The following is a 24,353-nucleotide window of genomic DNA, read 5'->3' on the forward strand; positions in this document are numbered from 1 at the left end:
AAGCCGGGCGCCCTCAGGCCCCCGGTGAAGCTCTCAGGTTGAGATGACAGAGGGGGAGGCCGTCCGGGTACCCGCGCCGTGGTGCCCCTCGAAGGTCGTGTCTGACCAGGAGGCCTCCGTAATGACCGCCCACCGCATTCCGCTCTCCGAGCTCGAGCTGGGGATTCCCTTCGAGCAGCGTCACATCGGGCCTGACCAGGAAGCCCGGGCCAAGATGCTCGCCCAGGTCGGATACGGCTCGCTCGACGAGCTCACCGCCGCCGCGGTGCCGGATGTGATCAAGAACGCCGACTCCCTCGCGCTGCCGGGCGCGCGGACCGAGGCCGAGGTGCTCGCCGAGCTGCGCTCGCTCGCGGACCGCAACCAGGTGCTCGACTCCATGATCGGGCTCGGGTACTACGGGACCTTCACCCCGCCGGTCATCCTGCGCAATGTCATGGAGAACCCGGCCTGGTACACCGCCTACACGCCGTACCAGCCGGAGATCTCGCAGGGCCGGCTCGAGGCGCTGCTGAACTTCCAGACCATGGTCGCCGATCTCACGGGGCTGCCCACCTCCGGTGCCTCACTGCTCGACGAGGGGACCGCCGCGGCCGAGGCCATGGCACTGTCCCGGCGCATGGGCAAGAACAAGAAGGGCCTGTTCCTGATCGACGCGGACGCCCTTCCGCAGACCATCGCCGTGATCGAGACGCGTGCCGAGCCGACGGGTGTCGAGGTCGTCGTCGCCGACCTGAGCGAGGGCATTCCGGCCGAGATCGCCGCGCGCGAGATCAACGGCGTGCTCATCCAGTACCCGGGCGCCTCCGGAGCCGTGCGGGACATCAAGCCCGTCATCGAGCAGGCCCATGAGCTGGGGGCGCTCGTCACCGTCGCCGCCGATCTGCTCGCGCTGACGCTGCTGACGTCGCCCGGTGAGCTGGGCGCGGACATCGCGGTCGGTACCACGCAGCGCTTCGGTGTGCCCATGGGCTTCGGCGGTCCGCACGCCGGTTACATGGCCGTGCACGAGAAGTTCGCGCGCAGCCTGCCCGGCCGGCTCGTCGGGGTGTCCGTGGACGCGGACGGGAACAAGGCGTACCGGCTGGCGCTCCAGACGCGTGAGCAGCACATTCGCCGCGAGAAGGCGACCAGCAACATCTGTACGGCGCAGGTGCTCCTCGCCGTCATGGCGGGCATGTACGCCGTCTACCACGGGCCCGAGGGGCTGAAGGGCATCGCGGGCCGGGTCCACCGCTACGCCACGATCCTCGCCGCGGGGCTCACCGCGGGCGGGGTCGAGGTCGTGCACGGCTCCTACTTCGACACGGTCACCGTGCGGGTCGCCGGGCGGGCCGCCGAGGTCGTGGCCGCCGCGCGGGAAGGCGGCGTGAACCTGTGGCTCGTCGACGCCGACCATGTCTCCGTCGCCTGCGACGAGACCACCGGCCGCGCCCAGCTGGCCGCCGTGTGGAGCGCGTTCGGGGTCGAGGGCGACGTCGAGGCGCTGGACGCCGAGGCCGGGGACGCGCTGCCGCAGGGGCTGCTGCGCGGGGACGAGTTCCTGACTCACCCGGTCTTCCACCAGTACCGCTCCGAGACGGCGATGCTGCGCTACCTGCGCCGTCTGGCGGACCGTGACTACGCGCTCGACCGCGGCATGATCCCGCTGGGCTCCTGCACGATGAAGCTCAACGCGACCACCGAGATGGAGCCGGTCACCTGGCCGGAGTTCGGGCAGCTGCACCCCTTCGTGCCCCAGGAGCAGGCCGAGGGCTACCTCACGCTCATCCACGAGCTGGAGGACCGTCTCGCCGAGGTCACCGGGTACGACAAGGTCTCGCTCCAGCCCAACGCCGGGTCGCAGGGTGAGCTGGCCGGTCTGCTCGCCGTACGCGGATACCACCGGGCCAACGGCGACGAGCAGCGGACCGTGTGCCTCATCCCGTCCTCCGCGCACGGCACCAACGCCGCCAGCGCCGTGATGGCGGGCATGAAGGTCGTCGTCGTCAAGACCGCCGAGGACGGCGAGATCGACGTCGAGGACCTGCGGGCGAAGATCGAGCAGCACCGCGACGAGCTGGCGGTGCTGATGATCACGTACCCCTCGACGCACGGTGTGTTCGAGGAGCACGTCGCCGACATCTGCGCGCAGGTGCACGAGGCGGGCGGCCAGGTCTACGTCGACGGTGCCAACCTGAACGCCCTGGTGGGGCTGGCCAAGCCCGGCCACTTCGGCGGTGACGTCTCGCACCTGAACCTGCACAAGACCTTCTGCATCCCGCACGGCGGAGGCGGTCCGGGCGTCGGTCCGGTGGGTGTACGGGCGCACCTGGCGCCGTATCTGCCGAACCACCCGCTCCAGTCGGGCGCCGGTCCGGAGACCGGTGTCGGGCCGATCTCGGCGGCGCCGTGGGGTTCGGCGGGGATCCTGCCGATCTCGTGGTCGTACGTCCGGCTCATGGGCGGCGAGGGGCTCAAGCGGGCCACGCAGGTCGCGGTGCTCAGCGCCAACTACATCGCCAAGCGGCTCGAACCGCACTTCCCGGTGCTGTACACGGGTCCGGGCGGGCTCGTCGCGCACGAGTGCATCATCGATCTGCGGCCGCTGTCGAAGGCGACCGGCGTGAGCGTCGACGATGTGGCCAAGCGGCTCATCGACTACGGCTTCCACGCGCCGACGATGTCCTTCCCCGTCGCCGGCACGCTGATGATCGAGCCGACGGAGTCCGAGGACCTGATCGAGCTGGACCGGTTCTGCGAGGCGATGATCGCCATTCGCGCGGAGATCGAGAAGGTCGGTTCCGGGGAGTGGGCCGCGGACGACAACCCGCTGCGGAACGCTCCGCACACCGCCGCCGCGCTGGGCGGGGAGTGGGAGCACGGGTACAGCCGTGAGGAGGCCGTGTTCCCGGGCGGGGTCTCGGCCGCGGAGAAGTACTGGCCGCCGGTGCGCCGTATCGACCAGGCCTTCGGTGACCGCAACCTCGTCTGCTCGTGCCCGCCGCTGGACGCGTACGAGGACTGATCCGGCGACTTGAGTGAAGGGCTCCGCCCGGGCTTACGGCCCGGGCGGAGCCCTTTTCGTGTCAGGGGGTCGCGAGGGCGATTTCCGTCGACTTGATCAGGGCCACCACGGAGGTGCCGGGGGACAGGGCCAGGTCGGTGGCCGCGTCCGTGGTGATCGCCGAGGTCAGGTCGCCGCCGGGCACCTTGATCCGTACCGTCGTCATCGCGTTGCCCGTCGCGATTCCGGTCACCGTGCCGGGGAGCTGGTTGCGGATCGACAGGCCGGTCACGGGGGCGGTGGCGAGGGAGACCTCGGTCGACTTCACCAGGGCGCGGACTTCGGAGCCCGGGGCGAGGGCGAGGTCCTCGACGGCTTCTCTGGTGATCGCGGCCGTGAGGTCGTGGCCGCCGGCGAGGCCGACCTTGACCGTGGCCATGGCCTCGCCGGGGGTGATGGCGGTGACGGTGCCGGGGAGTTGGTTGCGGATGCTCAGGGGCATGGGGCGCCTCGCCTTCGGGGCGGTCGGTGAGGCGTCCCACGGTAGCCGGGCGAGGTGCTTATGCCCCGTATGTGGGGCTGTCAGCCGGTGTGGACGCGGGGGCGGCGGGCTCGGTCCGGTTCCGCCTCGCGCAGGACCTCTCGGGTCACGGGGGCGACCTCGCCCTGGCCGAAGAGGAAGAAGCGGAGGAAGTTGGCGAAGGGGTTGCCCTCGGTCCACTCGAAGTAGATGTGCGGCGTGCAGCCCGTGGTGTCGCGGACGTGGAGGAGGAAGGCGGCCAGGGCGTTCGGGACGGAGGAGGACTCCAGGGTCAGGACGCGGTAGCGGTCGTGGAGGACCTCGCCGCGCACGGTCAGGCCCGCCTCGAACTCCGACGGGTCCGTCACCGTCACCTCGACGAAGACGAAGTCCTCCTGGCCGGGGACGTCGTTGTCCTGGCGGATCTGCTCGATCTTGTCGCGGTACTCGGCCTTGTCCCGGTTGTCGGGCTCGTTGGCGATGAAGCGGATCTTCCGGCTGGCGATGTCCCGGACGAATCGTTCCGCCATGGGGTCGAGCGTCACGCTGGTCACGCGCAGCTCGAAGGCGCGCAGCAGCCGCGAGAGCAGGGAGATCAGGATGATGCCCGCGATGAAGCAGGCGCCGATCTTCACACCGTCGGGGCGCTCGATGACGTTCACGGTCGTCGTGTAGAGGAACACCGCCGAAATCACGCCGAAGGCGATGGTCCAGTTCCGCTGTCCCGCCTTGCGGGCGGCGATGGTCACGGCGATGGCGGCGGAGCTGATGAGGACGAGTACGCCGGTGGCGTAGGCGCCGCCCTGGGCGTCGACGTCGGCGTCGAAGATCCAGGTGACCAGGAAGCCGACCAGGGTGAACACGATGACCATCGGGCGCACCGCGCGGGCCCAGTGCGGGGCCATGCCGTAGCGGGGCAGATAGCGCGGCATCAGGTTCAGCAGGCCCGCCATCGCGGAGGCGCCGGCGAACCAGAGGATGGCGATCGTGGAGACGTCGTAGACCGTGCCGAAGGCGCCGCCGAGGTAGTCGTGCGCGAGGTAGGCGAGGGCGCGGCCGTTGGCCGGGCCGCCCTCCTCGAAGTCCTTCTCGGGGATCAGCAGGGTGGTGATGAAGCTGGTGGTGATCAGGAAGCAGCTCATGATCAGGGCGGCCGCGGTGAGCAGCTTCTTGGTGTCCCGGATACGGCCCTTGGGCTGTTCCTCGGTGTCGTCGGGGTCGCCCTTGACGTGGGGCATCACAGCGACGCCGGTCTCGAAGCCGGACATGCCGAGGGCCAGCTTGGGGAAGATGATCAGGGCCATGCCGATCACGACGAAGACGTTGCCGTGCTCGGCGGTCAGGGCGTCGGTCCAGTCGGTGACGACGTGTCCCTCGGTGATCACGTGCCACAGGCCGACGGCCACCACCACGGCGTTCAGGCTGAGGTAGGTCACCACCAGGGCGACCGCGACCCCGATCGCCTCCAGAAAGCCCTTGAGGAACACCGCGCCGAGCAGGGCCACGAGGATCAGTGTGACCAGCATCTGCTGGTCGTGCAGGGTCTCATTGAGGTGCGGGTTCTCGACGAGGTGGGTCGAGGCGTCGGCGGCCGAGAGCGTGATGGTGATCAGGAAGTCGGTGGCGGCGAAGCCGAGCAGGGTGAGGACGAAGAGCTTGCCCTTCCAGAAGGAGAGCAGCCGTTCCAGCATGGCGATCGAGCCCTCGCCGTGGGGGCTCTCCTCGGCCACCCGCCGGTACACCGGCAGGGCCCCGGCCAGGGTGACGATCACCAGCACGATGGTCGCGATCGGTGACAGCAGGCCGGCCGCGAGGGCCGCGATGCCCGGCTGGTAGCCGAGGGTGGAGAAGTAGTCGACGCCGGTCAGGCACATCACCCGGTACCAGGGCTGGCCCTTGTGGGCCGGCTCGGGTTCGGCGTGCGGGCGCTGCGGGCCGTGGCCCTTGCCCATGTCGGACAGGCCCTCCAGCATCCAGGCGCGCAGGCGGCTGGGCGGGGGGTGTTCCGTGGTGGCCATCCAGGGGCTCCTGATGTGCGGCGCGGCGAGCGTTTTCGGCCATCCCGCGGACGGCCGAACAAGCCTAAGCAGAGAGTGACGCCTGGGCCTACGGATCAAGGGGGGTCGAGGCGTCAAGCTTCCGTTAAGACTTGGCCGGTGAGCGGGGGCAGCGCGTCAGGACAGGAGCTCAGGGGGTGTCTCGTTCTTGCCTGTGCTGTATGAGGGAGGGGCTGAGTGGTGATCCGGGGTGGACACCCAGCGTGATGCTGCCTGCGGTGTCGGTCAGTCCAGGCCCGACACCCTGAACACTGTCTCCACGGTCCTGCGGTCGATGCGCTCGGCCAGCCGGCGCAATGCCGTCCGACCGCAGAGCAGGGAGCCCGCGGCGATGGATCGTCGAGTGTCCTCGTCGAGGCGGTGCCAGAGATCGGGGTTGCCGATCAGGACCTGGGGGTCGATCTCCACCCGGTCGCCGAAGGCGTCCCGCAGCAGCAGGCGTTGGGCCACGCCGTCGAGGCAGTGCACGGACACCAGTCGGTCGGTACGTACCCGTCGGGTGACCAGCAGGCGGCGCGTCTCCAGCCAGCCCTCGCCCGCCGTCACGCGGGCCGGGCACAGCACCGCGAAGAGCAGCGCGGCGAGGGTGACCCAGACGGCCCCGCGCTCCGAAGTGAGGGTGTCGGCGCCCCGGTCGACGAGCAGCAGCAGCCCGAGGACCACGCCCGAGCAGCCGACCGCGCTGAGGAGGTCCGGCGCCCACTGACGGTCGCACACCACGGGGCTCTCAGGCTGTTGGTGTTCCATGTGGCCGACGCTAGGGACGGCCCGTGCGCGGACCGCGCGTGTTGACGGGACCCTGACGGAGCGCCGCCGGTTCTTGACGTCCCACCGCACGTCAGTGATCCGTCAAAGTCGTCCGGATCGGCGCGAAGAACCCGCAAGGAGCAGTCGGTGGCGCTACGGCAGGGACGGAACCTGGCTGGACAACGCACACCGTACGAAGGAGCACCCAGCCATGTCCGTGCTGACCGCCGAGCAGGACGCCGTCCCCGCTGACGAGGAACCACCCGATACCGGTGAGCGCCATCGCCTCACCGCGGTCACCGGACTGGCCGCGCTGTCCCTGGACGCGATGGCGTCCGTCGCCTACGGGCCCGAGGCGATCGTGCTCGTCCTGGCGGCTGCCGGCGCCCACGGGCTCGGCTTCACGCTGCCGGTCACGCTGGCCATCGCGGGCCTGCTGGCGGTGCTGGTCGCCTCCTATCGGCAAGTCATCGCGGCCTTCCCGGACGGCGGCGGCTCGTACGCCGTCGCCAAACGGCACCTGGGAGCGCGCACCAGCCTGGTGGCGGCCGCCTCGCTGGTCCTGGACTACGTTCTCAACGTCGCCGTCGCCGTCACGGCCGGTGTCGCCGCCCTGACCTCCGCCTTTCCGGAGCTCTACGCCGACCGGCTGTGGCTGTGCCTGGCCGTCCTGGTGCTGATCACCGGCGTCAATCTGCGCGGCATCGTCGAGGCGGCCAGAGCCTTCATCGTGCCGACCGTCGTGTTCGTCGGGTCGATCCTCGTGCTGATAGCGGTCGGCCTCTTCCGGTCCGCACCCGCCAGCACCGCCACTGCCGAGGGCCACGCCTCCGTGCTCGCCGACAACGCCACCACCGTCGGCGCCCTGCTCCTGCTGAAGGCATTCGCCTCCGGATGCAGCGCCCTCACCGGCGTCGAGGCCATCGCCAACGCCGTCCCCTCCTTCCGCACCCCGCGGGCCAAGCGGGCCCAGCACGCCGAGGTCGCCCTGGGCGCGGTCCTCGGTGTGATGCTGATCGGTCTTTCGGTGCTGATCTCCCGCTTCCACCTCCAGCCGGTCGAGGGCGTCACCGTCCTCGCCCAGCTCGCGGACGCCTCGCTCGGCCACAACTGGGCCTTCTACGTCATCCAGTTCGCCACGATGATCCTGCTGGCCCTGTCGGCCAACACCTCCTTCGGCGGTCTCCCAGTGCTGCTGAAGCTGCTCGCCCGCGACAACTACCTGCCGCACGTCTTCGCCCTCAAGGCCGACCGGCAGGTCCACCGGCACGGCGTGCTCGCCCTGGCCCTCGTCTCGGCCGCGCTGCTGGTCTTCTCCGGAGGCGACACCAACACCCTCGTGCCGCTGTTCGCCATCGGTGTCTTCGTCGGCTTCACCATTGCCCAGGTGGGCATGGTCCGGCACTGGCGTCAGGCAGGAGCTCCTCGGAAGGCGCTGCTCAACGGGTTCGGCGGCCTGCTCACCGGTGTCTCCGCCGTCGTCGTCACCGCGACCAAGTTCGAGGAGGGCGCCTGGCTCGTCGTCATCGCCCTGCCGCTGCTCGTGCTCGCCTTCGAGACCGTGCACCGCGCCTACGCACGCATCGGTGAGCGGCTCGGCCTCGGCCGTATCCCCGAGGCCCCGCACCGGGACCGCTCGGTCGTGATCGTCCCCGTCTCCTCGCTGTCCCGGCTCACCTCCGAGGCCCTGACGGCCGCCGCCTCCCTCGGCGACGAGGTCCGGGCGGTCACCGTCTGCTACCCCGACGCCGAGGACCGGGCGGGGCTGCACGCCCTGGAGCTGGCCTGGGCGGAGTGGGACCCCGGGGTGCCGCTCGTCCGGCTGAGCTGTGAGCGCCGCTCACTGGGCCGTCCCATCGCCGCGTACGTCCGTGCGGTCACCGCCGCGGAGCCCGCCACGCGGGTCACCGTGCTGATCCCGGAGACCGAGCCGGAGCGGCTGTGGCAGCGGCTGCTCCAGAACCAGCGCGGTGCCGTGGTCGCGCATGCCGTGCGGCGCGACACCGACGCGGTCATCTGCCGACTGCGCTTCCGGCTGCACTGAGGCGTGCCGCACACCAGGCGTAAGAGTCCCGTCAAAGCCGCGCAGTGGCCCGTAAGGGAGCCGTCAACGACGGTCGTTTCCGGCCAGAGAAGCGGTTTCCTCTAATCGTCCCTGTCCAACCGAACCTCACACTCCAGGAGCTCGCGATGGCCGATCTGGCCTTCGTCTTCACCACGATCGCGGCGGTCGCGACCGGGGTCCTCGTCGCCAAGGGGGTGGCGAAGCTGTGACTGTCGAGAACATCGTCGGCCTGCTGGTCGCCGTCGCCCTGCTGGGCTATCTCGTCCTCGCCCTTGTTTTCCCGGAGAGGTTCTGAGAGCAGATATGGGTCCCGTACTCGCCGGCGTCCTCCAGCTGGTCGCTCTCATAGCGGCGCTGGCGCTCGCCTATGTCCCCCTTGGCAACTACATGGCCAAGGTCTACTCCTCCGACAAGCACTGGCGTGTGGAGAAGTGGATCTACAAGGGGATCGGCGCCAACCCCGACACCGAGATGCGCTGGCCCGCGTACCTGCGCGGCGTCCTGGCCTTCTCCGTGATCGGCATCCTCTTCCTCTACGGCCTCCAGCGGCTCCAGGGCGCGCTGCCCGGCTCGCTGGGTTTCTCCGCGATCGACCCGGACCAGGCGTTCAACACCGCCGTGTCGTTCGTGACCAACACCAACTGGCAGTCGTACTACGGCGAGCAGGCCATGGGCCACGTCGTGCAGACCGCCGGTCTGGCTGTGCAGAACTTCGTCTCCGCCGCCGTCGGCATCGCGGTCGCGGTGGCGCTGGTGCGCGGCTTCGCCCGCTCCCGCACCGGTGAGCTGGGCAACTTCTGGGCCGACCTGGTCCGCGGCACCGTCCGCATCCTCGTGCCGCTCGCGGCCGTCGCCGCGGTCGTGCTCGTCGCGTGCGGTGCCATCCAGAACTTCTCCGGCATCCATGAGGTCGGCCAGTTCATGGGCGGCCGGCAGGAATGGAACGGCGGCGCGGTCGCCTCGCAGGAGGCCATCAAGGAGCTGGGCACCAACGGCGGCGGCTACTTCAACGCCAACAGCGCCCACCCCTTCGAGAACCCCACGCCGTTCTCCAACCTGTTCGAGATCTTCCTGATCCTGGTCATCCCGTTCGCCCTGACCCGCACCTTCGGCGTCATGGTCGGCTCGGTCAAGCAGGGGTACGCGATCCTCGCCACGATGGGCACCATCTGGCTCGGCTTCGTCTCTTTGATGATGTGGACCGAGTTCTCCCACCACGGTCCGGCCTTCGAGCTCGCGAATGGCGCGATGGAGGGCAAGGAGGTCCGCTTCGGCGTCGGCGCGTCCGCGATCTTCGCGACCTCGACCACGCTCACCTCCACGGGCGCGGTGGACTCCTTCCACTCCTCCTTCACCGGCCTCGGCGGCGGGATCACCATGCTCGGCATGATGCTGGGCGAGATCGCGCCCGGCGGTGTCGGCTCCGGCCTCTACGGCATGCTGATCATGGCGATCATCGCGGTGTTCATCGCCGGCCTGATGGTCGGCCGTACGCCCGAGTACCTGGGCAAGAAGATCGGCACCCGCGAGATCAAGCTGGCGGCCTGCTACATCCTCATCACCCCGGCGCTGGTGCTCGTCTTCACCGCCTTCGCGATGGCGCTGCCCACCCCGGCGAACTCGATGACCAACAGCGGGGCGCACGGATTCTCCGAGATCCTCTACGCCTACACGTCCGCCTCGAACAACAACGGCTCGGCCTTCGCCGGTCTGAACGCGGACACGCAGTGGTTCAACAGCACGCTCGGCCTGTGCATGCTCTTCGGCCGCTTCCTGCCGATGGTGTTCGTGCTGGCCCTCGCCGGTTCGCTCGCCGAGCAGAAGCCGGTCCCGGCCACCGCGGGCACCCTGCGCACCGAGAAGCCGCTATTCACCGGGCTGCTGGTGGGCGCGATCCTCATCATCACCGGTCTGACCTACTTCCCGGCCCTCGCGCTGGGTCCGCTCGCCGAAGGGCTGGCGTGATGACCACCGACGTAAAGAAGCAGGACTCCATGTCCACTCCCACCCTTGCGCCCCACCAGGACGCACCCACCGGGCACAAGCCCACCGAGGGGCGGGTAGGCGCGGGCCTGTTCGACCCCAAGCAGCTGGTCAAGTCTCTGCCGGACGCGTTCCGCAAGCTCGACCCGCGGGTGATGGTCAAGTCGCCCGTGATGTTCGTGGTCCTCGTCGGCTCGGTGCTGACGACGGTCTTCTCCTTCAAGGATCCGGGCGACTGGTTCGGCTGGACCATCAGCGCCTGGCTGTGGCTCACGGTGATCTTCGCCAACCTGGCGGAGGCGGTCGCCGAGGGCCGCGGCAAGGCGCAGGCGGACACGCTGCGCAAGGCCAAGACCGACACCGTGGCCCGCAAGGTCGACGGGACGGTGGTGGCCGGTACCGAGCTGAGGATCGGTGACCTGGTCGTCTGCGAGGCGGGCGATGTCATCCCCGGCGACGGTGACGTCGTCGAGGGTGTCGCGAGCGTCGACGAGTCGGCGATCACGGGTGAGTCGGCCCCGGTCATCCGGGAGTCCGGCGGCGACCGCTCGGCGGTCACCGGCGGCACGAAGGTCCTCTCCGACCGGATCGTCATCAAGATCACGACGAAGCCCGGCGAGACCTTCATCGACCGGATGATCAACCTGGTCGAGGGCGCGGCCCGGCAGAAGACGCCGAACGAGATCGCGCTGAACATCCTGCTGGCGTCGCTGACCATCGTGTTCCTGCTGGCGGTGGCGACCCTGCCGCCGTTCGCCGAGTACGCGGGCACCGACCTGACGATGGTCGTCCTGATCGCCCTGCTGGTCTGCCTCATCCCGACCACCATCGGCGCCCTGCTCTCCGCGATCGGCATCGCGGGCATGGACCGGCTGGTGCAGCGCAATGTGCTGGCGATGTCAGGGCGTGCGGTCGAGGCCGCCGGCGACGTCTCCACGCTGCTCCTCGACAAGACCGGCACCATCACGCTGGGCAACCGTCAGGCCGCCGAGTTCGTGCCGGTGCGCGGGACGACGGAAGCCGAACTGGCCGACGCCGCCCAGCTCTCCTCGCTGGCCGACGAGACGCCCGAGGGCCGCTCCATCGTCGTCCTGGCGAAGGAGAAGTACGGGCTGCGCGAGCGGCACCAGGGCGAGCTGGCCCAGGCCGGCTGGATCGAGTTCACCGCCCAGACCCGGATGTCGGGTGTGGACGTCGACGGACGCAAGATCCGCAAGGGTGCGGCCGGTTCGGTCATCACCTGGGTCCAGGAGCAGGGTGGCACGGTCGCCAAGGACGCGGACACCCTCGCCAACAAGATCTCCGAAGCCGGCGGCACGCCGCTGCTGGTCGCGGTCGAGGACGACAAGGGTGCCCGGATCCTGGGTGTCATCCACCTCAAGGACGTCGTCAAGGATGGCATGCGGGAGCGGTTCGACGAACTGCGCCGCATGGGCATCAAGACCGTCATGATCACGGGCGACAACCCGCTGACCGCCAAGGCGATCGCCGAGGAGGCGGGGGTCGACGACTTCCTAGCGGAGGCGACTCCCGAGGACAAGATGGCGCTGATCAAGCGGGAGCAGGCGGGCGGCAAGCTGGTCGCGATGACCGGTGACGGTACCAATGACGCGCCCGCGCTGGCCCAGGCGGACGTCGGCGTGGCGATGAACACCGGTACGTCGGCCGCCAAGGAGGCCGGCAACATGGTCGACCTCGACTCCAACCCGACCAAGCTCATCGAGATCGTCGAGATCGGCAAGCAGCTGCTGATCACGCGCGGTGCGCTGACCACGTTCTCCATCGCCAACGACGTCGCGAAGTACTTCGCGATCATTCCGGCGCTGTTCGCGGCCGTGTACCCGGGCCTGGACAAGCTCAACATCATGGACCTGTCCTCGCCGGATTCCGCGATCCTGTCCGCGGTCATCTTCAACGCGCTGATCATCATCGCCCTGGTGCCGCTCGCCCTGAGGGGTGTGCAGTACCGGCCGGTGAGCGCGGATCGCATGCTGCGGCGGAACCTCGGGATCTACGGGCTCGGCGGTCTGGTCGCGCCCTTCATCGGAATCAAACTCATCGACATGATCATCTCGCTGATCCCCGGGATCGGGTGAAGGACATGAACAACTCCTTTGTGAACACAGCCCGGTTGCTCGGGGCGGGACTGCGCGCGTTGCTGGTGCTGACCGTGCTCACCGGCATCATCTATCCGCTGGCCGTCACCGGCGTGGCCCAGGCCCTGTTCAACGACAAGGCCAACGGCTCGGAGATCAAGGCGGACGGCAAGGTCGTCGGCTCGTCGCTGATCGGTCAACAGGGCTACAGCCTGGACTACTTCCAGCCGCGCCCCGCCAACGGACTGGGTGAGAACTCGGTCAACACCCAGTACTCGCTGATCCTTTCGGGCGCCACCAACCGCTCCGGCGACAACTCCGAACTCCTCCAGTGGGTCAAGGAGGCGAAGGCCAAGGTCGTCAAGGAGAACTCGACGGGGGACTACACGGTGCGGCCATCCGACGTACCCGCCGACGCGGTGACCTCCTCCGGCTCGGGCCTGGACCCCAACATCTCCCCGGCCTACGCGGACCTCCAGGTCCACCGGGTGGCCGAGAAGAACGGTCTGCCGGTCGCCGAGGTCGAGAAGCTCGTCGACCGGCACACCGAAGGCCGCACCCTCGGCTTCATCGGTGAGCCCCGCGTGAACGTCCTGGAACTCAACATCGCCCTCAAGGAACTCGTGGCGAAGAGCTGATGGCGTTACCCGACCCGAACGGGAGTCGGCGGCCCGGAACACGTCCGGGTTCCGCCGACTCCCGCCGCCATGAAGTCCAAAGCCCGCTGTACGACCGGAAAGGCGCACATCGATGACCCGCGTGCTGGTCGTTGAGGACGATCCCCAGCTCGTCCGGGCGCTCGTGATCAACATGCAGGCCCGCCGGTACGAGGTGGACGCGGCGCCCGACGGAGCCACCGCGCTTCGGCTGGCGGCGGCCCGCCGGCCCGACGTGGTGATGCTCGACCTCGGCCTGCCCGACATGGACGGCGTCGACGTGATCAAGGCCCTGCGTGGCTGGAGCCGCGTGCCGATACTCGTGCTCTCCGCCCGGCGGGCGTCCGACGAGAAGGTCGCCGCCCTGGACGCGGGCGCCGACGACTATGTCACCAAGCCGTTCAGCATGGACGAGCTCCTGGCCCGGCTGCGGGCCGCCGTCCGGCGTACCGAGGTCCTCCCTCTCTCACCGGAGACCACGAAGGTGGAGACGGACGAGTTCGTCATCGACCTGCTGGCCAAGAAGGCCGTCCGGCACGGGCGCGATGTGCGGCTGACCCCGACGGAGTGGCACCTGCTGGAGATCCTCATGACCCACCCTGGCCGGCTCATCACACAGAAGCAGCTGCTCCAGGAGGTCTGGGGGGTCTCCCAGAGCGGCAAGTCCAACTATCTCCGGGTCTACATGGCCCAACTGCGCCGCAAACTGGAAGCGGACCCCTCTCACCCCCGTTATTTCATCACCGAACCCGGCATGGGTTACCGCTTCGAAGGATGACCATGGGACGCGGCAGGCTTCGGATCTACCTCGGTGCGGCACCCGGCGTCGGCAAGACGTACGCGATGCTCTCCGAGGCCCACCGGCGGGTGGAACGCGGTACGGACTGCGTGGTGGCGTTCGTGGAGCACCACGACCGGCCGCGTACCGAGGTGATGCTGCACGGTCTGGAGCAGCTTCCGCGCAAGGAGCTGGCGTACCGGGGCACGACCTTCACCGAGATGGACGTGGACGCCGTCCTGGCCCGCCGGCCCCAAGTGGTCCTCGTCGACGAGCTTGCCCACACCAACATTCCCGGCTCCCGCAACAGCAAGCGCTGGCGGGACGTGGAGGAGCTGCTCGCGGCCGGGATCGATGTCATATCGACCGTCAACATCCAGCATCTGGAGTCCCTCGGGGATGTGGTGGAGTCCATCACGGGGGTGCGGCAGCAGGAGACGGTGCCGGACGAGGTGGTGCGGCGGGCGGATCAGATCGAGCTGGTCGACATGTCGCCGCAGGCGCTGCGGCGGCGGATGGCGCACGGCAACGTCTACCAGCCGGACAAGGTCGACGCGGCCCTGTCGAACTACTTCCGGCCCGGGAACCTGACGGCTCTGCGGGAGCTGGCGCTCCTGTGGGTGGCCGACCGGGTCGACGAGTACCTGCGCGAATACCGGGGCGAACACCGGGTGTCGAAGATCTGGGGTTCGCGGGAGCGGATCGTGGTGGGGCTGACCGGCGGTCCGGAGGGGCGGACGCTGATCCGGCGGGCGGCGCGGCTGGCGGAGAAGGGCGCGGGTGGTGAGGTGCTCGCCGTGTACATCGCCCGCAGTGACGGGCTGACCGCGGCCTCGCCCAAGGAACTCGCCGTGCAGCGGACCCTCGTGGAGGATCTCGGCGGCACCTTCCACCATGTCGTCGGCGACGACATACCGGCGGCGCTGCTGGCCTTCGCGCGCGGGGTGAACGCCACCCAGATCGTGCTCGGCGTGTCCCGGCGCAAGAGCTGGCAGTACGTCTTCGGGCCCGGCGTCGGCGCCACCGTCGCCCGGGAGTCGGGGCCCGACCTGGACGTCCACCTGATCACCCACGACGAGGTGGGCAAGGGCCGGGGCGGGCTGCCCGTTCCCCGGGGTGCCCGGCTCGGCCGCCTGCGCATCCTCTGGGGCTGGGCCGTCGGTGGGCTCGGTCCCGTGCTGCTCACCTTCCTGCTGACCAGCGTCACCCCCGAAGTCGGCCTCGCCAACGACATGTTGCTCTTCCTGACGCTTACGGTGGCGGCCGCGCTGTTGGGCGGTCTGCTGCCCGCGCTGGCCTCGGCGGTGGTCGGTTCCCTGCTGCTGAACTGGTACTTCACCCCGCCCGTCCACACCTTCACGATCGCCGACCCGACGAACATCGTCGCCATCGCGATCTTTGTCGGGGTCGCCGTCTCGGTCGCCTCGGTGGTCGACCTCGCCGCCCGTCGCACCCATCAGGCGGCCCGGCTGCGCACCGAGTCCGAGATCCTCTCTTTCCTTGCGGGGAATGTGCTGCGCGGCGAGACCAGCCTGGAAGCGCTCTTGGAGCGGGTCCGGGAGACCTTCGGCATGGAGTCCGCCGCCCTGTTGGAGCGGGCGAGTGAAGTCGACCCGTGGACCTGCGCCGGAAGCGTGGGCCCCAGACCGTGCACGAACCCCGAGGGCGCCGATGTCGACGTACCGGTGGGGGACCACATGGCGCTGGCGCTGACCGGCCGGGTGCTGCCTGCCGAGGACCGCCGGGTGCTCGCCGCGTTCGCCGCGCAGGCCGCGGTCGTCCTGGACCGGCGCCGGCTCCGTGAGGAGGCCGACCAGGCCCGCGCGCTCGCCGAGGGCAACCGCATCCGCACCGCGCTGCTGGCCGCCGTCAGTCATGATCTGCGCACCCCGCTCGCCGGGATCAAGGCGGCGGTGAGCAGCCTGCGCTCCGACGACGTGGCGTGGTCCGAGGAGGACGAGGCGGAGCTGCTGGCCGGGATCGAGGAGGGCGCCGACCGGCTGGACCATCTGGTGGGCAACCTCCTCGACATGTCCCGGCTCCAGACCGGCACGGTCAGTGCGATCGTCCGTGAGATCGACCTCGACGAGGTGGTGCCGATGGCGCTCGGCGGGGTGCCCGAGGACAGCGTCGAACTCGACATTCCGGAAACGCTTCCCATGGTCAACGTGGACAAGGGGCTGCTGGAGAGAGCCGTCGCCAACGTCGTGGAGAACGCCGTCAAGTACAGCCCGACCGGAACTTCCGTCCTCGTCTCCGCCAGCGCCATCGCCGACCGCGTCGAGGTGCGTGTGGTGGACCGCGGACCCGGCGTCCCCGACGAGGCGAAGGAGCGTGTCTTCGAGCCCTTCCAGCGCTACGGTGACGCCCCTCGGGGTGCCGGTGTCGGGCTCGGGCTCGCGGTCGCCCGGGGTTTCGCCGAGGCCATGGGCGGCACCCTGCACGCCGAGGACACTCCCGGCGGCGGCCTGACCATGGTGCTGAGCCTGCCCAGGGCCCAGGGGAGTCGCCCGGAAGCCCGTACGCCCGCCGCCTAGCCTTTCCACCCCCTGCTCCGTAATGTTCGCCGAGTGGGCCGAATGTTTCGCTCGGTTCACCTGCTGGAGTGCCGTCGCGGGCGTGGGCTCGCGCGCATCGACCCCATGGCGGGGGAGGTGCTCGACGGGCCGATGCCGGTGTGGTCGGGGTCGGGCATGGCAGACCCCGAAGGGCCGCATCTGTACCGCATCGGGGAGTGGCGGTAGCTGTTGGTCGCCGAGGGCGGCACCGCGGACGGGCACAGCGTGTCCATCGCCCGCGCCCGCTCACCCAGGGGGCCCTTCGAACCGGCTTGCTCCCCCTCGCCCCGCACCTCGTCTCCCCGCGCCGCCGCCCCGACGGCTCCTGGTCGCCGGCCGAGCGCCCCGGGTGTACCGGGGCACGGTCGGCGTCATCGCTCGGCCGACTTTCCGCGGCCCGCGGAGGGGGTCCGGGCCGGCGGGCCCGACACGGTCGTCTTCTCGGTCGAAAGTGCCGACGGCGGGGCGACGGCGGTCGGGCTCGACGGACGCTGTCTCTCCACCCAGGTCGCGGGCGGCTTCGCCGGGCGGGTGATCAGCATGTACGTCATCGCGGGCAGTGCGGGTTTGGGCCGGTTCGAGTGCATAGAGCGGCGCGCGGCGGACCGCCGATCCCAACTCCCTTGCGGCTGTGGGCGAGCCGGAGACGGATTCCCTGTGTACGAGGGGTTGCCACCCGTCCAGCGCTGTCTCTAGGGTGCGGCAGCAGCGAAGCTTTCTGTCATTCGACCGAAACTTTCGAAACGGAATTGTCGAAACCCCTGGTGGACGGGTGCACGCGCCGTCCCGGATCTCAAGGAGCGCATGATGGGCGACCCGGCACTGTCCCGCCGCGGCTTCCTGGCGGCCTCCGCCGCGGCCGGTCTGAGCATGACGGCACTCAGCGGCTGTGGCGGCGACTCGGACGGAGGGTCGTCCGACGGCACGACCACCATCGAGTGGTGGAACATCTCCACCACCCAGCCCACGAAGGACGTATGGGCGGCCCTCGCGAAGAAGTTCGAGGCGCAGAACCCCAAGGTCAAGGTGAAGATCGTCCAGCTGGAGAACGACGCCTACAAGTCGAAGATGACGGCGCTGACCGCCTCCGGGAAGCTCCCCGACATCTTCCACACCTGGGGTGGCGGCGTACTGAAGCAGCAGGTCGACGCGGGACTCGTCGAGGACCTCACGGACCGCACCAAGGACTGGGCCGAGGGCCTGGTGCCGGTATCGAAGCAGCCGTATCTGCTCGACGAGAAGGTATTCGGAATCCCCTTCGACATCGGCATGATCGGCTTCTGGTACAACAAGGCGCTCTTCAAGAAGGCGGGCATCAGCGCGCCCCCGACCACCTGGGGCGCCTTCCTGGAGGCGGTCGGCAAGCTGAAGTCCGCCGGTATCACCCCGCTCGCCCTCGCGGGCAAGGAGTCGTGGACCGGTATGTACTACTGGGCCTACCTCGCGATGCGCACCGCCGGTGTCGGAGCGCTCCAGAAGGCCAACGAGGACAAGGACTTCACCGCCCCCGGCCTGGTCCAGGCCGGCGAGCACCTCAAGGAACTGGTCGACCTGGAGCCGTTCCAGAAGGGCTTCCTCGGCGCCTCCTACTCCGGCCCCACGGGGCAGTCGGCCACCGTCGGCAACGGCAAGGCGGCCATGGAGCTGATGGGCCAGTGGGCGCCCGTCGTACAGGCCGACGCGGGCAAGGGGCTCGGGGACGACCTCGGCTTCTTCGCCTTCCCCGAGGTCGAGGGCGGACAGGGCACGATCACCGAGGTGTTCGGCGGGGGCGGCGGCCACGCCCTGCGCAGCGGCGCCCCGCAGGAGGCCGTGGACTTCCTGAAGTTCTTCGCCAGCGAGGCGACCGACCTGGAGCTGGTCAAGAAGACCGGCGTGCTCCCCGTCGTACCGGCCGCCGCGAGCGCCATCACCGACCCCAACATCGAGGCCGTACAGAAGGAGTTGACGGCCGCCACCGGCTTCCAGCTCTACCTCGACCAGGCGTATGCGCCCGCCCTCGGCCAGGAGGTCAACGACAGTGTCGCCGCGCTGATCGCCGGGTCGAAGTCGCCGGAGCAAGTCACCGAGTCGATCACCGACGTCGCGAAGGAAGAGCAGTAAGCGCCGATGACGTCCACCTTCCTCCCGGACAAGCGGAGCGGTTCCGACACGGACCTGCCGCCCCCGGCCGCCGACGCGGTCCGGGGGCGGGCCCGCCGGCGCGCGCTGCACTGGCTCACCGCGGTCTCCTTCCAGGTGCCCGCGCTGGTGCTGTTCATCGTTCTGGTCCTGCTGCCGATCCTGTTCGCGCTGTACGCCGCCTTCTTCCGGTGGGGCGGCTTCGGCATGCCCTCCGAGTACATCGGCGTCGACAACTTCACCCGGCTCTTCGACGACCCGGTCTTCATCGGCGACCTGTGGCGCTGTCTGGTCCTGGTGCTGCTCTCGCTCGTGCTGCAACTGCCGTTCGCGCTCGCCATGGCCGTCGCGCTCAACCAGAAGGTGCGCGGCAGGGCCGTCTACCGGATGCTCTTCTTCGCGCCGTACGTCCTGTCCGAGGCCATCACCGGTGTGCTCTTCGCGATGATCTTCGCCCCGGGCGACGGGCTCGCGGACCACGTCCTCGGCGGCATCGGCCTGGACGGTCTGGGCGGTGAGTGGTTCGCCGACCCGGACATGGTGATGGCCACCCTGTTCCTGGTCATGACCTGGAAGTACTTCGGCTTCCACATGATGCTCTACCTGGCCGGACTCCAGGCCATCCCCAAGGAGTTGCACGAGGCCGCGCTGATCGACGGCGCCGGGCCCTGGCAGCGGTTCCGCAGTGTCACCCTGCCGCTGCTCGCGCCGACCCTGCGGATCAGTGTCTTCCTGTCCGTCATCGGGGCGATCCAGCTCTTCGACCTGGTGTGGGTGGTCACCGCGGGTGGCCCCGATCATCACTCCGAGACCATGGCCGTGACCATGTTCCAGTTCGGCTTCAAGCGCTACCAGGTCGGCTACGCCAGCGCGATCAGCGTGGTCATGTTCGGCATCAGCCTCGTCTTCGCCCTCGCCTACCAGCGGTTCGTGCTCCGCCGGGACCTGGAGGGCGCGACCACGACCATGCGAGGAGGCGCCACATGAGCGTCCGGCCCAAGACCCGGGGGCGGAATCTGCCGCTGCACCTCGTCCTGATCGCCGTCGGCGCGGTGATGGGCATACCGCTGCTGTACGCGGTCCTCTCCGGCTTCAAGTCCACCGACCAGCTCTCCAGCAACCCCATCGGACTGCCCGATCCCTGGGTGACCGGCAACTACACCGACATCGTCGCCTCCAGTGACTTCTGGCGGCTGGTCGGGAACTCCACCCTGATCGCGGTCGCCACGACGGTCATCGTCGTCGCCGCCTCGGCGCTCGCCGCGTTCTCCTTCGCGCGGTTCGCCTTCCGTGGCCGCGAGGTGCTGTTCACGCTGTTCACGATGGGGCTGATGTTCCCCTTCGCGGTGGCGGCGCTGCCGTTGTTCCTGCTGCTGCGCTCGATGAACCTGCTGGACAACCCGCTGGGCGTGATCCTGCCGCAGGCAGCGTTCGGGCTGCCGATGACCATCATCATCCTGCGCGGCTTCTTCCGGCAGATCCCGGGCGAGCTGGAGGAGGCGGCCACCCTCGACGGCTGCGGCCCGCTCGGCTTCTTCTGGCGCGTGCTGCTGCCGATGGCGCGGCCCGCGCTCGGCACCGTCTCGGTGCTCGCGGTCGTCACCAGCTGGAACAACTTCTTCCTGCCGCTGCTCGTCTTCAACGAGCCCACCTGGTGGACCATCCCGATCGGCGTCCAGCAGTTCCAGGGCCAGTACTCGCAGGACGTGGCCCGCGTCTTCGCCTATCTCGTCCTCGCCATGGTCCCCGCCCTGGCCTTCTACTCCGTCGCCGAGCGCCAGCTCGTCGGCGGCCTGACCGCCGGCGCCACGAAGGGATGACCCGCGCCCGCGGACGTACGGCTCACCCACACCCCCTTTGTTCCGTGAGGAGTCGCACCATGCGCAAGAACCGCAGGAACCGTCTCAGACTCGTCGGCGCCGTGGCCGCCGTACTGGTCGCCGTCACCGCCCCCTCCGCCCAGGGCGCCACCACCCACGAGGAGCCGCCCACCCTCGCCGACCTGGCCCAGCGCCACGGCCGCTACTTCGGCAGCGCCACCGACAACCCCGAGCTGGTGGACGAGCCGTACAAGGCGATCCTGGGCAGCGAGTTCGATCAGATCACCCCCGGCAACGGCATGAAGTGGTACGCCACCGAACCCCAGCAGGGCGTCTTCGACTTCACCGCGGGCGACGAGATCGTCGACCTGGCCCGCGCCAACCACCAGAAGGTGCGCGGCCACACGCTGGTCTGGCACAGCCAGCTGCCCGACTGGCTGACCGGCCGCGAGTGGACGGCGCCCGAGCTGCGGGCCGTACTGAAGAAGCACATCCAGACCGAGGTACGGCACTACCGCGGCAAGGTGTTCGCCTGGGACGTCGTCAACGAGGCCTTCAACGAGGACGGCACCTACCGGGAGACCGTTTTCTACAAGACCCTCGGCCCCGGCTACATCGCCGACGCCCTGCGCTGGGCCCACCAGGCCGATCCCCGGGTGAAGCTCTACCTCAACGACTACAACATCGAGTCGATCGGCCCGAAGAGCGACGCCTACTTCAAGCTCGCCAAGGAGCTGAGGGCCGAGGGCGTCCCGCTGCACGGCATCGGCCTCCAGGCCCATCTGGCGCTCCAGTACGGCTATCCGACCACGCTGGAGGACAACCTCCGCCGCTTCTCGAAGCTCGGTCTGGACACCGCGCTCACCGAGGTCGACATCCGGATGTACGTGCCCGCGGACGAGGAGAAGCTGGCCACGCAGGCCCAGTGGTACGCGGACCTGACCGAGGCGTGTCTGGCGGTGCGCCGGTGCGTCGGCATCACCATCTGGGACTACACGGACAAGTACTCCTGGATCCCCGCCTTCTTCGACGGCGAGGGCGCGGCCCTGCCGTGGGACGAGCAGCTCCAGCCCAAGCCCGCGTACTACGCGATCCGGGAGGCGCTCAAGTAGCAGGCGCGGACGGTGGTGCGGTGCTCGACCGCACCACCAGCTCCGTGCCCAGTTCCACCCGGGGCGAGTCCGGCCGCTCGCCCGCGGCAAGGCGCAACACGGTGCGGACGGCCAACTTGCCCATGTCGGCGAGCGGTTGGCGCACCGTGGTCAGCGGCGGCGCCGACCAGCGCACTTCCGGAAGGTCGTCGAAACCGACCACGCTCATGTCCTCCGGGACCCTCAGGCCCCGTCGGCGCAGTGCCTCGATCGCGCCGAGCGCCATCTGGTCGCTGGCCGCGAACACGGCGGTCGGCGGCTCGGGCAGATCGAGCAGCGCCGTGCAGCCCGTACAGCCGGACTCGGGGCGGAAGTCGCCGGGGAGGACCAGGGAGTCGTCCACCGCGAGACCGGCGCCCTCCAGGGCGGCGCGGTAGCCGTCGAAGCGGGCCCGGGAGCACAGCAGCCGCGGCGGGCCCGCGATCAGGCCGATCCGGCGATGGCCGAGGGCCAGCAGATGCTCGGTGGCCGCGAGCCCGCCCGACCAGTTGGCGGCGCCGATCGTGGGCACGTCGAGGACGGGTGAGCCCGCCGGGTCGACCACCACCAACGGCACGCCGAGGAGCCGCAACTCCTCGTGCAGCACCGGCTCCAGGGCCGAGGTGACCAGGACGACGCCGTCGGAGGCGCGGGCCCGCAGATTGCGCAGCCACTCCCGGGCGTCGCCCGAGCGGCCGTGGATCGCCGAGACCACGGTCCCGACGCCGGCCGCGTGCGCGACCTCCTCCACGCCGCGGATGATCTCCACCGCCCAGGGGCTGTCGAGGTCGTTGAAGACCAGGTCCACGAGGGTGGCGGGGGCGGCCGAGGCCCGTTTCCGGTACCCGTGCGCGCGCAGCAGGTCCTCCACGCGGGCACGGGTCCGCGGGGACACGTCGGACCGGCCGTTGACGACCCGCGAGACGGTGGGCACCGAGACCCCGGCCTGTCGGGCGATCTCCGTGATGGTGACCCTGCCCTCGGCGCGCTCCTCTGACAACTGCCCACCTCCGTCGACCCGTTGCCGAGAACTTCCAGAAGTCTTCCGGAAAACCGGTGCCCGTGGAAGTCCGGACCGGAGCACACATGGAGGACTACGGTCAGTGACCGCCCCCGGACGTGCGTCGGGGCCGGTGCGCAGAACGGGTCTGCGGCCGGCCCCCAAGGTCTCCGGGCGGCCGCATCGGCCGCCCGGCCGCGCTCAGGCCGCGGTCATCACCTGGTCGGCGCCCAGCGGGCGGTGCGGGGCGATGATCTGGCCGTCGGGCAGGAGCTCACCGGTGTCCTCGAAGAGCAGAACGCCGTTGCACAGCAGGCTCCAGCCCTGTTCCGGGTGGTGCGCCACGAGGCGCGCCGATTCCCGGTCGGCGGAGTCTGCGGAGGGACACGGTGGCTGGTGCTGGCACATGGGTGGGATCTTTCGCTCTGTCGTGATGTTCATGGCCGCCCCCGTTGCGACAAGTGGTTCGAACCCAGTGTTGCCCCACGGGCGTCGATCCGCAGGGATTTCGGTGCACCGCTTCTCACAGGTTCATGACGCATCACTCGCGCGGACGGTTCAGTCCAACTGCACTGTCCTTTCGGGTGGTTCGCAGTGGCCGGAGCGGACTAGTCCATGCAGGTCGGAAGCTCTGTGGAGCGTTGTCGCGCTCGTACGAGCGGGGCGGCGCCGCAGACAGCGCCGTACCCCGCGACCGGCGTGGCGGCGGCGGGGTACGGGGAGCGTGGGACGGCGGCTCAGGCGGGTGAGCCGAGCAGCGGCGCCGGGGTCACGCGGTGGGTGAGCACCGGGAGCAGATCGGCGGCCTGGTGCGGCCGGTGGGCCGCGATGCCGGGAGGCGCCGGGGCCAGCGGGACCAGCAGGTCCGTGGGCTCAGGGTGTCCGGCGGAGGCGTCGGCGGCGGGGTCGCCGTGCAGCCAGAGCGTGAGCATGTACAGGCCGGGGACGGACAGCAGCCGGGGCTGGAACGGCTGCTGCATCGTCTCGGCCTGGCGCAGCGCTTGCTCGGTGGACGTGATGTAGGGCCCCTCGAAGAAGTGCGAGAAGGCCCAGCCGTCCGGGGTCAGGCGGGTCTCGGCGGCGGCCACGGCGCGGTCGCCGCAGCGGATCAGGAACCGCCATCCGGCGAGCCGGGTGACGGAGGGTCCGGTGGCGGAGGGTCCGGTGGCCGTGATGCCGTCCAGGACGTGCACCGGCAACGGCAGTTCCGGAGTGGCGGGTCCCTGGGCGGCGCGCAGGGAGGGCGTTCGGGCCTCGCGGACCGCGGTGGGAGACCCCAGGGCGGCGAGGACGGAGCGAAGTGCGGGCGCGGGAGCCGGGGGGACATGCAGCGGCATGGTGGGTCGCCTCTCATGAGACGGGCACGGTGGCGCGAGGGCGGGGCGGACGGCGCTGTCAGCTCGCGGGGGCGGAGAGGCGTGGGCCGAGGCCTGGGATGCGTGGGTGTGCGTGAGGCCTGCCGTACGTCCATCGCTACGGCAGGTTCTCCGACCGGGCGCCAGCCTTCCGCCTTGTCCGCGGAGTTTATACGACAAGTGTTCAGTGAGTGTTTCGTCTAGCCGCTTTCGGCGCACTCGGCAAGGGCGCATTCGGTCGGCGATCCGCGGTAATCATCCCGATTCCGGAAGGACGCTGTCGCGGTGACCTCGGGAAATGCGCGAGAAGCGGTCGGCCAATTCTCGTCGGCGTTTTTCACGAGTTCGTCGAGCCGCCCGAAACCGCGTCCTGACGCATGCCCGGCGAATGTGCCGCCGGTCACGTCCGACAGCCTAGCGGGAGGAGGGCCCGGCCGGGACGTTATCGATCGCTTCGGCTGGGGCATCATCCCACCTGACC

Annotated in this window: 21 protein-coding genes and 1 pseudogene; 14 read left to right on the plus strand and 8 right to left on the minus strand. The window is 69.7% G+C overall.

Annotated elements, in window-relative coordinates; translation table 11 throughout:
* The first annotated feature begins 121 nt into the window (after positions 1-121).
* On the plus strand, positions 122-3,007 hold the full coding sequence (gcvP, locus tag BN159_RS35800; protein WP_015661921.1) for an aminomethyl-transferring glycine dehydrogenase: 2,886 nt from the start codon (positions 122-124) through the stop codon (positions 3,005-3,007).
* 61 nt (positions 3,008-3,068) lie between these two features.
* Here the strand turns inward: gcvP and BN159_RS35805 are convergent, their stop codons facing one another.
* The 3 genes from BN159_RS35805 to BN159_RS35815 all read right to left on the minus strand — a co-directional run bounded on the left by BN159_RS35805 (position 3,069) and on the right by BN159_RS35815 (position 6,310).
* Entirely contained in the window at positions 3,069-3,488 is a 420-nt protein-coding gene (locus BN159_RS35805) for a TOBE domain-containing protein (RefSeq protein WP_015661922.1), read from the minus strand.
* Between the two features lie 80 nt (positions 3,489-3,568).
* A complete protein-coding gene (locus tag BN159_RS35810; protein WP_015661923.1) occupies positions 3,569-5,524 on the minus strand; it encodes an APC family permease in 1,956 nt (651 codons plus the stop codon).
* Positions 5,525-5,788: 264 nt separating this feature from the next.
* On the minus strand, positions 5,789-6,310 hold the full coding sequence (locus BN159_RS35815; RefSeq protein ID WP_051113578.1) for a hypothetical protein: 522 nt from the start codon (positions 6,308-6,310) through the stop codon (positions 5,789-5,791).
* 211 nt (positions 6,311-6,521) lie between these two features.
* Here BN159_RS35815 and BN159_RS35820 point away from each other — a divergent pair, with 211 nt between their 5' ends.
* From BN159_RS35820 to BN159_RS44390, 9 genes and pseudogenes are all read left to right on the plus strand, one after another.
* The gene (locus tag BN159_RS35820) at positions 6,522-8,354 is read left to right on the plus strand and encodes an APC family permease (RefSeq protein ID WP_015661925.1); all 1,833 of its coding nucleotides are present in this window, start codon (positions 6,522-6,524) and stop codon (positions 8,352-8,354) included.
* Between the two features lie 44 nt (positions 8,355-8,398).
* Positions 8,399-8,584, plus strand: a complete 186-nt coding sequence (locus BN159_RS45885; protein WP_015661926.1) for a hypothetical protein — start codon at positions 8,399-8,401, stop codon at positions 8,582-8,584.
* Positions 8,581-8,670, plus strand: a complete 90-nt coding sequence (gene kdpF / locus BN159_RS43265; protein ID WP_015661927.1) for a K(+)-transporting ATPase subunit F — start codon at positions 8,581-8,583, stop codon at positions 8,668-8,670. Before BN159_RS45885 ends, kdpF begins: the two co-directional genes overlap by 4 nt.
* A gap of 8 nt (positions 8,671-8,678) precedes the next feature.
* Positions 8,679-10,340, plus strand: coding sequence for a potassium-transporting ATPase subunit KdpA (gene kdpA / locus BN159_RS35830; RefSeq protein ID WP_015661928.1), 1,662 nt, complete (start codon positions 8,679-8,681; stop codon positions 10,338-10,340).
* On the plus strand, positions 10,340-12,454 hold the full coding sequence (gene kdpB, locus BN159_RS35835) for a potassium-transporting ATPase subunit KdpB (protein ID WP_015661929.1): 2,115 nt from the start codon (positions 10,340-10,342) through the stop codon (positions 12,452-12,454). The genes kdpA and kdpB overlap by 1 nt, the downstream gene beginning before the upstream one ends.
* Before the next feature lie 5 nt (positions 12,455-12,459).
* Positions 12,460-13,092 (plus strand): potassium-transporting ATPase subunit C, encoded by a 633-nt coding sequence (locus tag BN159_RS35840; RefSeq protein ID WP_015661930.1) that lies wholly within the window; start codon positions 12,460-12,462, stop codon positions 13,090-13,092.
* Between the two features lie 112 nt (positions 13,093-13,204).
* On the plus strand, positions 13,205-13,888 hold the full coding sequence (locus BN159_RS35845; RefSeq protein WP_015661931.1) for a response regulator: 684 nt from the start codon (positions 13,205-13,207) through the stop codon (positions 13,886-13,888).
* Positions 13,889-13,890: 2 nt separating this feature from the next.
* A complete protein-coding gene (locus BN159_RS35850; RefSeq protein WP_015661932.1) occupies positions 13,891-16,425 on the plus strand; it encodes a sensor histidine kinase in 2,535 nt (844 codons plus the stop codon).
* 78 nt (positions 16,426-16,503) lie between these two features.
* A pseudogene (locus tag BN159_RS44390) lies at positions 16,504-16,719 on the plus strand (family 43 glycosylhydrolase); the annotation flags it as partial.
* A gap of 98 nt (positions 16,720-16,817) precedes the next feature.
* Here BN159_RS44390 and BN159_RS46085 read toward each other — a convergent pair.
* Positions 16,818-16,997, minus strand: a complete 180-nt coding sequence (locus BN159_RS46085; protein WP_162146267.1) for a hypothetical protein — start codon at positions 16,995-16,997, stop codon at positions 16,818-16,820.
* A 256-nt stretch (positions 16,998-17,253) separates the two neighbouring features.
* Here BN159_RS46085 and BN159_RS35860 point away from each other — a divergent pair, with 256 nt between their 5' ends.
* From BN159_RS35860 to BN159_RS35875, 4 genes are read left to right on the plus strand one after another with little or no spacing between them, the layout of a single operon-like run.
* Complete coding sequence (locus BN159_RS35860; protein WP_015661934.1) at positions 17,254-18,549, plus strand: extracellular solute-binding protein; 1,296 nt, start codon at positions 17,254-17,256, stop codon at positions 18,547-18,549.
* Positions 18,550-18,555: 6 nt separating this feature from the next.
* A complete protein-coding gene (locus BN159_RS35865) occupies positions 18,556-19,554 on the plus strand; it encodes a carbohydrate ABC transporter permease (RefSeq protein ID WP_015661935.1) in 999 nt (332 codons plus the stop codon).
* Positions 19,551-20,387 carry a carbohydrate ABC transporter permease gene (locus BN159_RS35870; RefSeq protein ID WP_015661936.1) on the plus strand — a complete coding sequence of 279 codons (837 nt, stop codon included), beginning with the start codon at positions 19,551-19,553 and terminating at the stop codon, positions 20,385-20,387. The genes BN159_RS35865 and BN159_RS35870 overlap by 4 nt, the downstream gene beginning before the upstream one ends.
* 59 nt (positions 20,388-20,446) lie before the next feature.
* On the plus strand, positions 20,447-21,499 hold the full coding sequence (locus BN159_RS35875) for an endo-1,4-beta-xylanase (protein WP_015661937.1): 1,053 nt from the start codon (positions 20,447-20,449) through the stop codon (positions 21,497-21,499).
* Here BN159_RS35875 and BN159_RS35880 read toward each other — a convergent pair.
* From BN159_RS35880 to BN159_RS45890, 4 genes are all read right to left on the minus strand, one after another.
* Complete coding sequence (locus tag BN159_RS35880; RefSeq protein WP_015661938.1) at positions 21,492-22,517, minus strand: LacI family DNA-binding transcriptional regulator; 1,026 nt, start codon at positions 22,515-22,517, stop codon at positions 21,492-21,494. The two genes, BN159_RS35875 and BN159_RS35880, sit on opposite strands and share 8 nt — an antisense overlap.
* A gap of 201 nt (positions 22,518-22,718) precedes the next feature.
* Positions 22,719-22,925 carry a DUF5999 family protein gene (locus BN159_RS35885; RefSeq protein WP_041820347.1) on the minus strand — a complete coding sequence of 69 codons (207 nt, stop codon included), beginning with the start codon at positions 22,923-22,925 and terminating at the stop codon, positions 22,719-22,721.
* A gap of 329 nt (positions 22,926-23,254) precedes the next feature.
* Positions 23,255-23,854, minus strand: a complete 600-nt coding sequence (locus BN159_RS35890; protein ID WP_015661940.1) for a hypothetical protein — start codon at positions 23,852-23,854, stop codon at positions 23,255-23,257.
* Positions 23,855-24,072: 218 nt separating this feature from the next.
* The gene (locus BN159_RS45890; RefSeq protein ID WP_157901131.1) at positions 24,073-24,276 is read right to left on the minus strand and encodes a hypothetical protein; all 204 of its coding nucleotides are present in this window, start codon (positions 24,274-24,276) and stop codon (positions 24,073-24,075) included.
* Between the last annotated feature and the right edge of the window lie 77 nt (positions 24,277-24,353).

The sequence above is a fragment of the Streptomyces davaonensis JCM 4913 genome (assembly GCF_000349325.1).
Taxonomy (GTDB): Bacteria; Actinomycetota; Actinomycetes; order Streptomycetales; family Streptomycetaceae; genus Streptomyces; species Streptomyces davaonensis.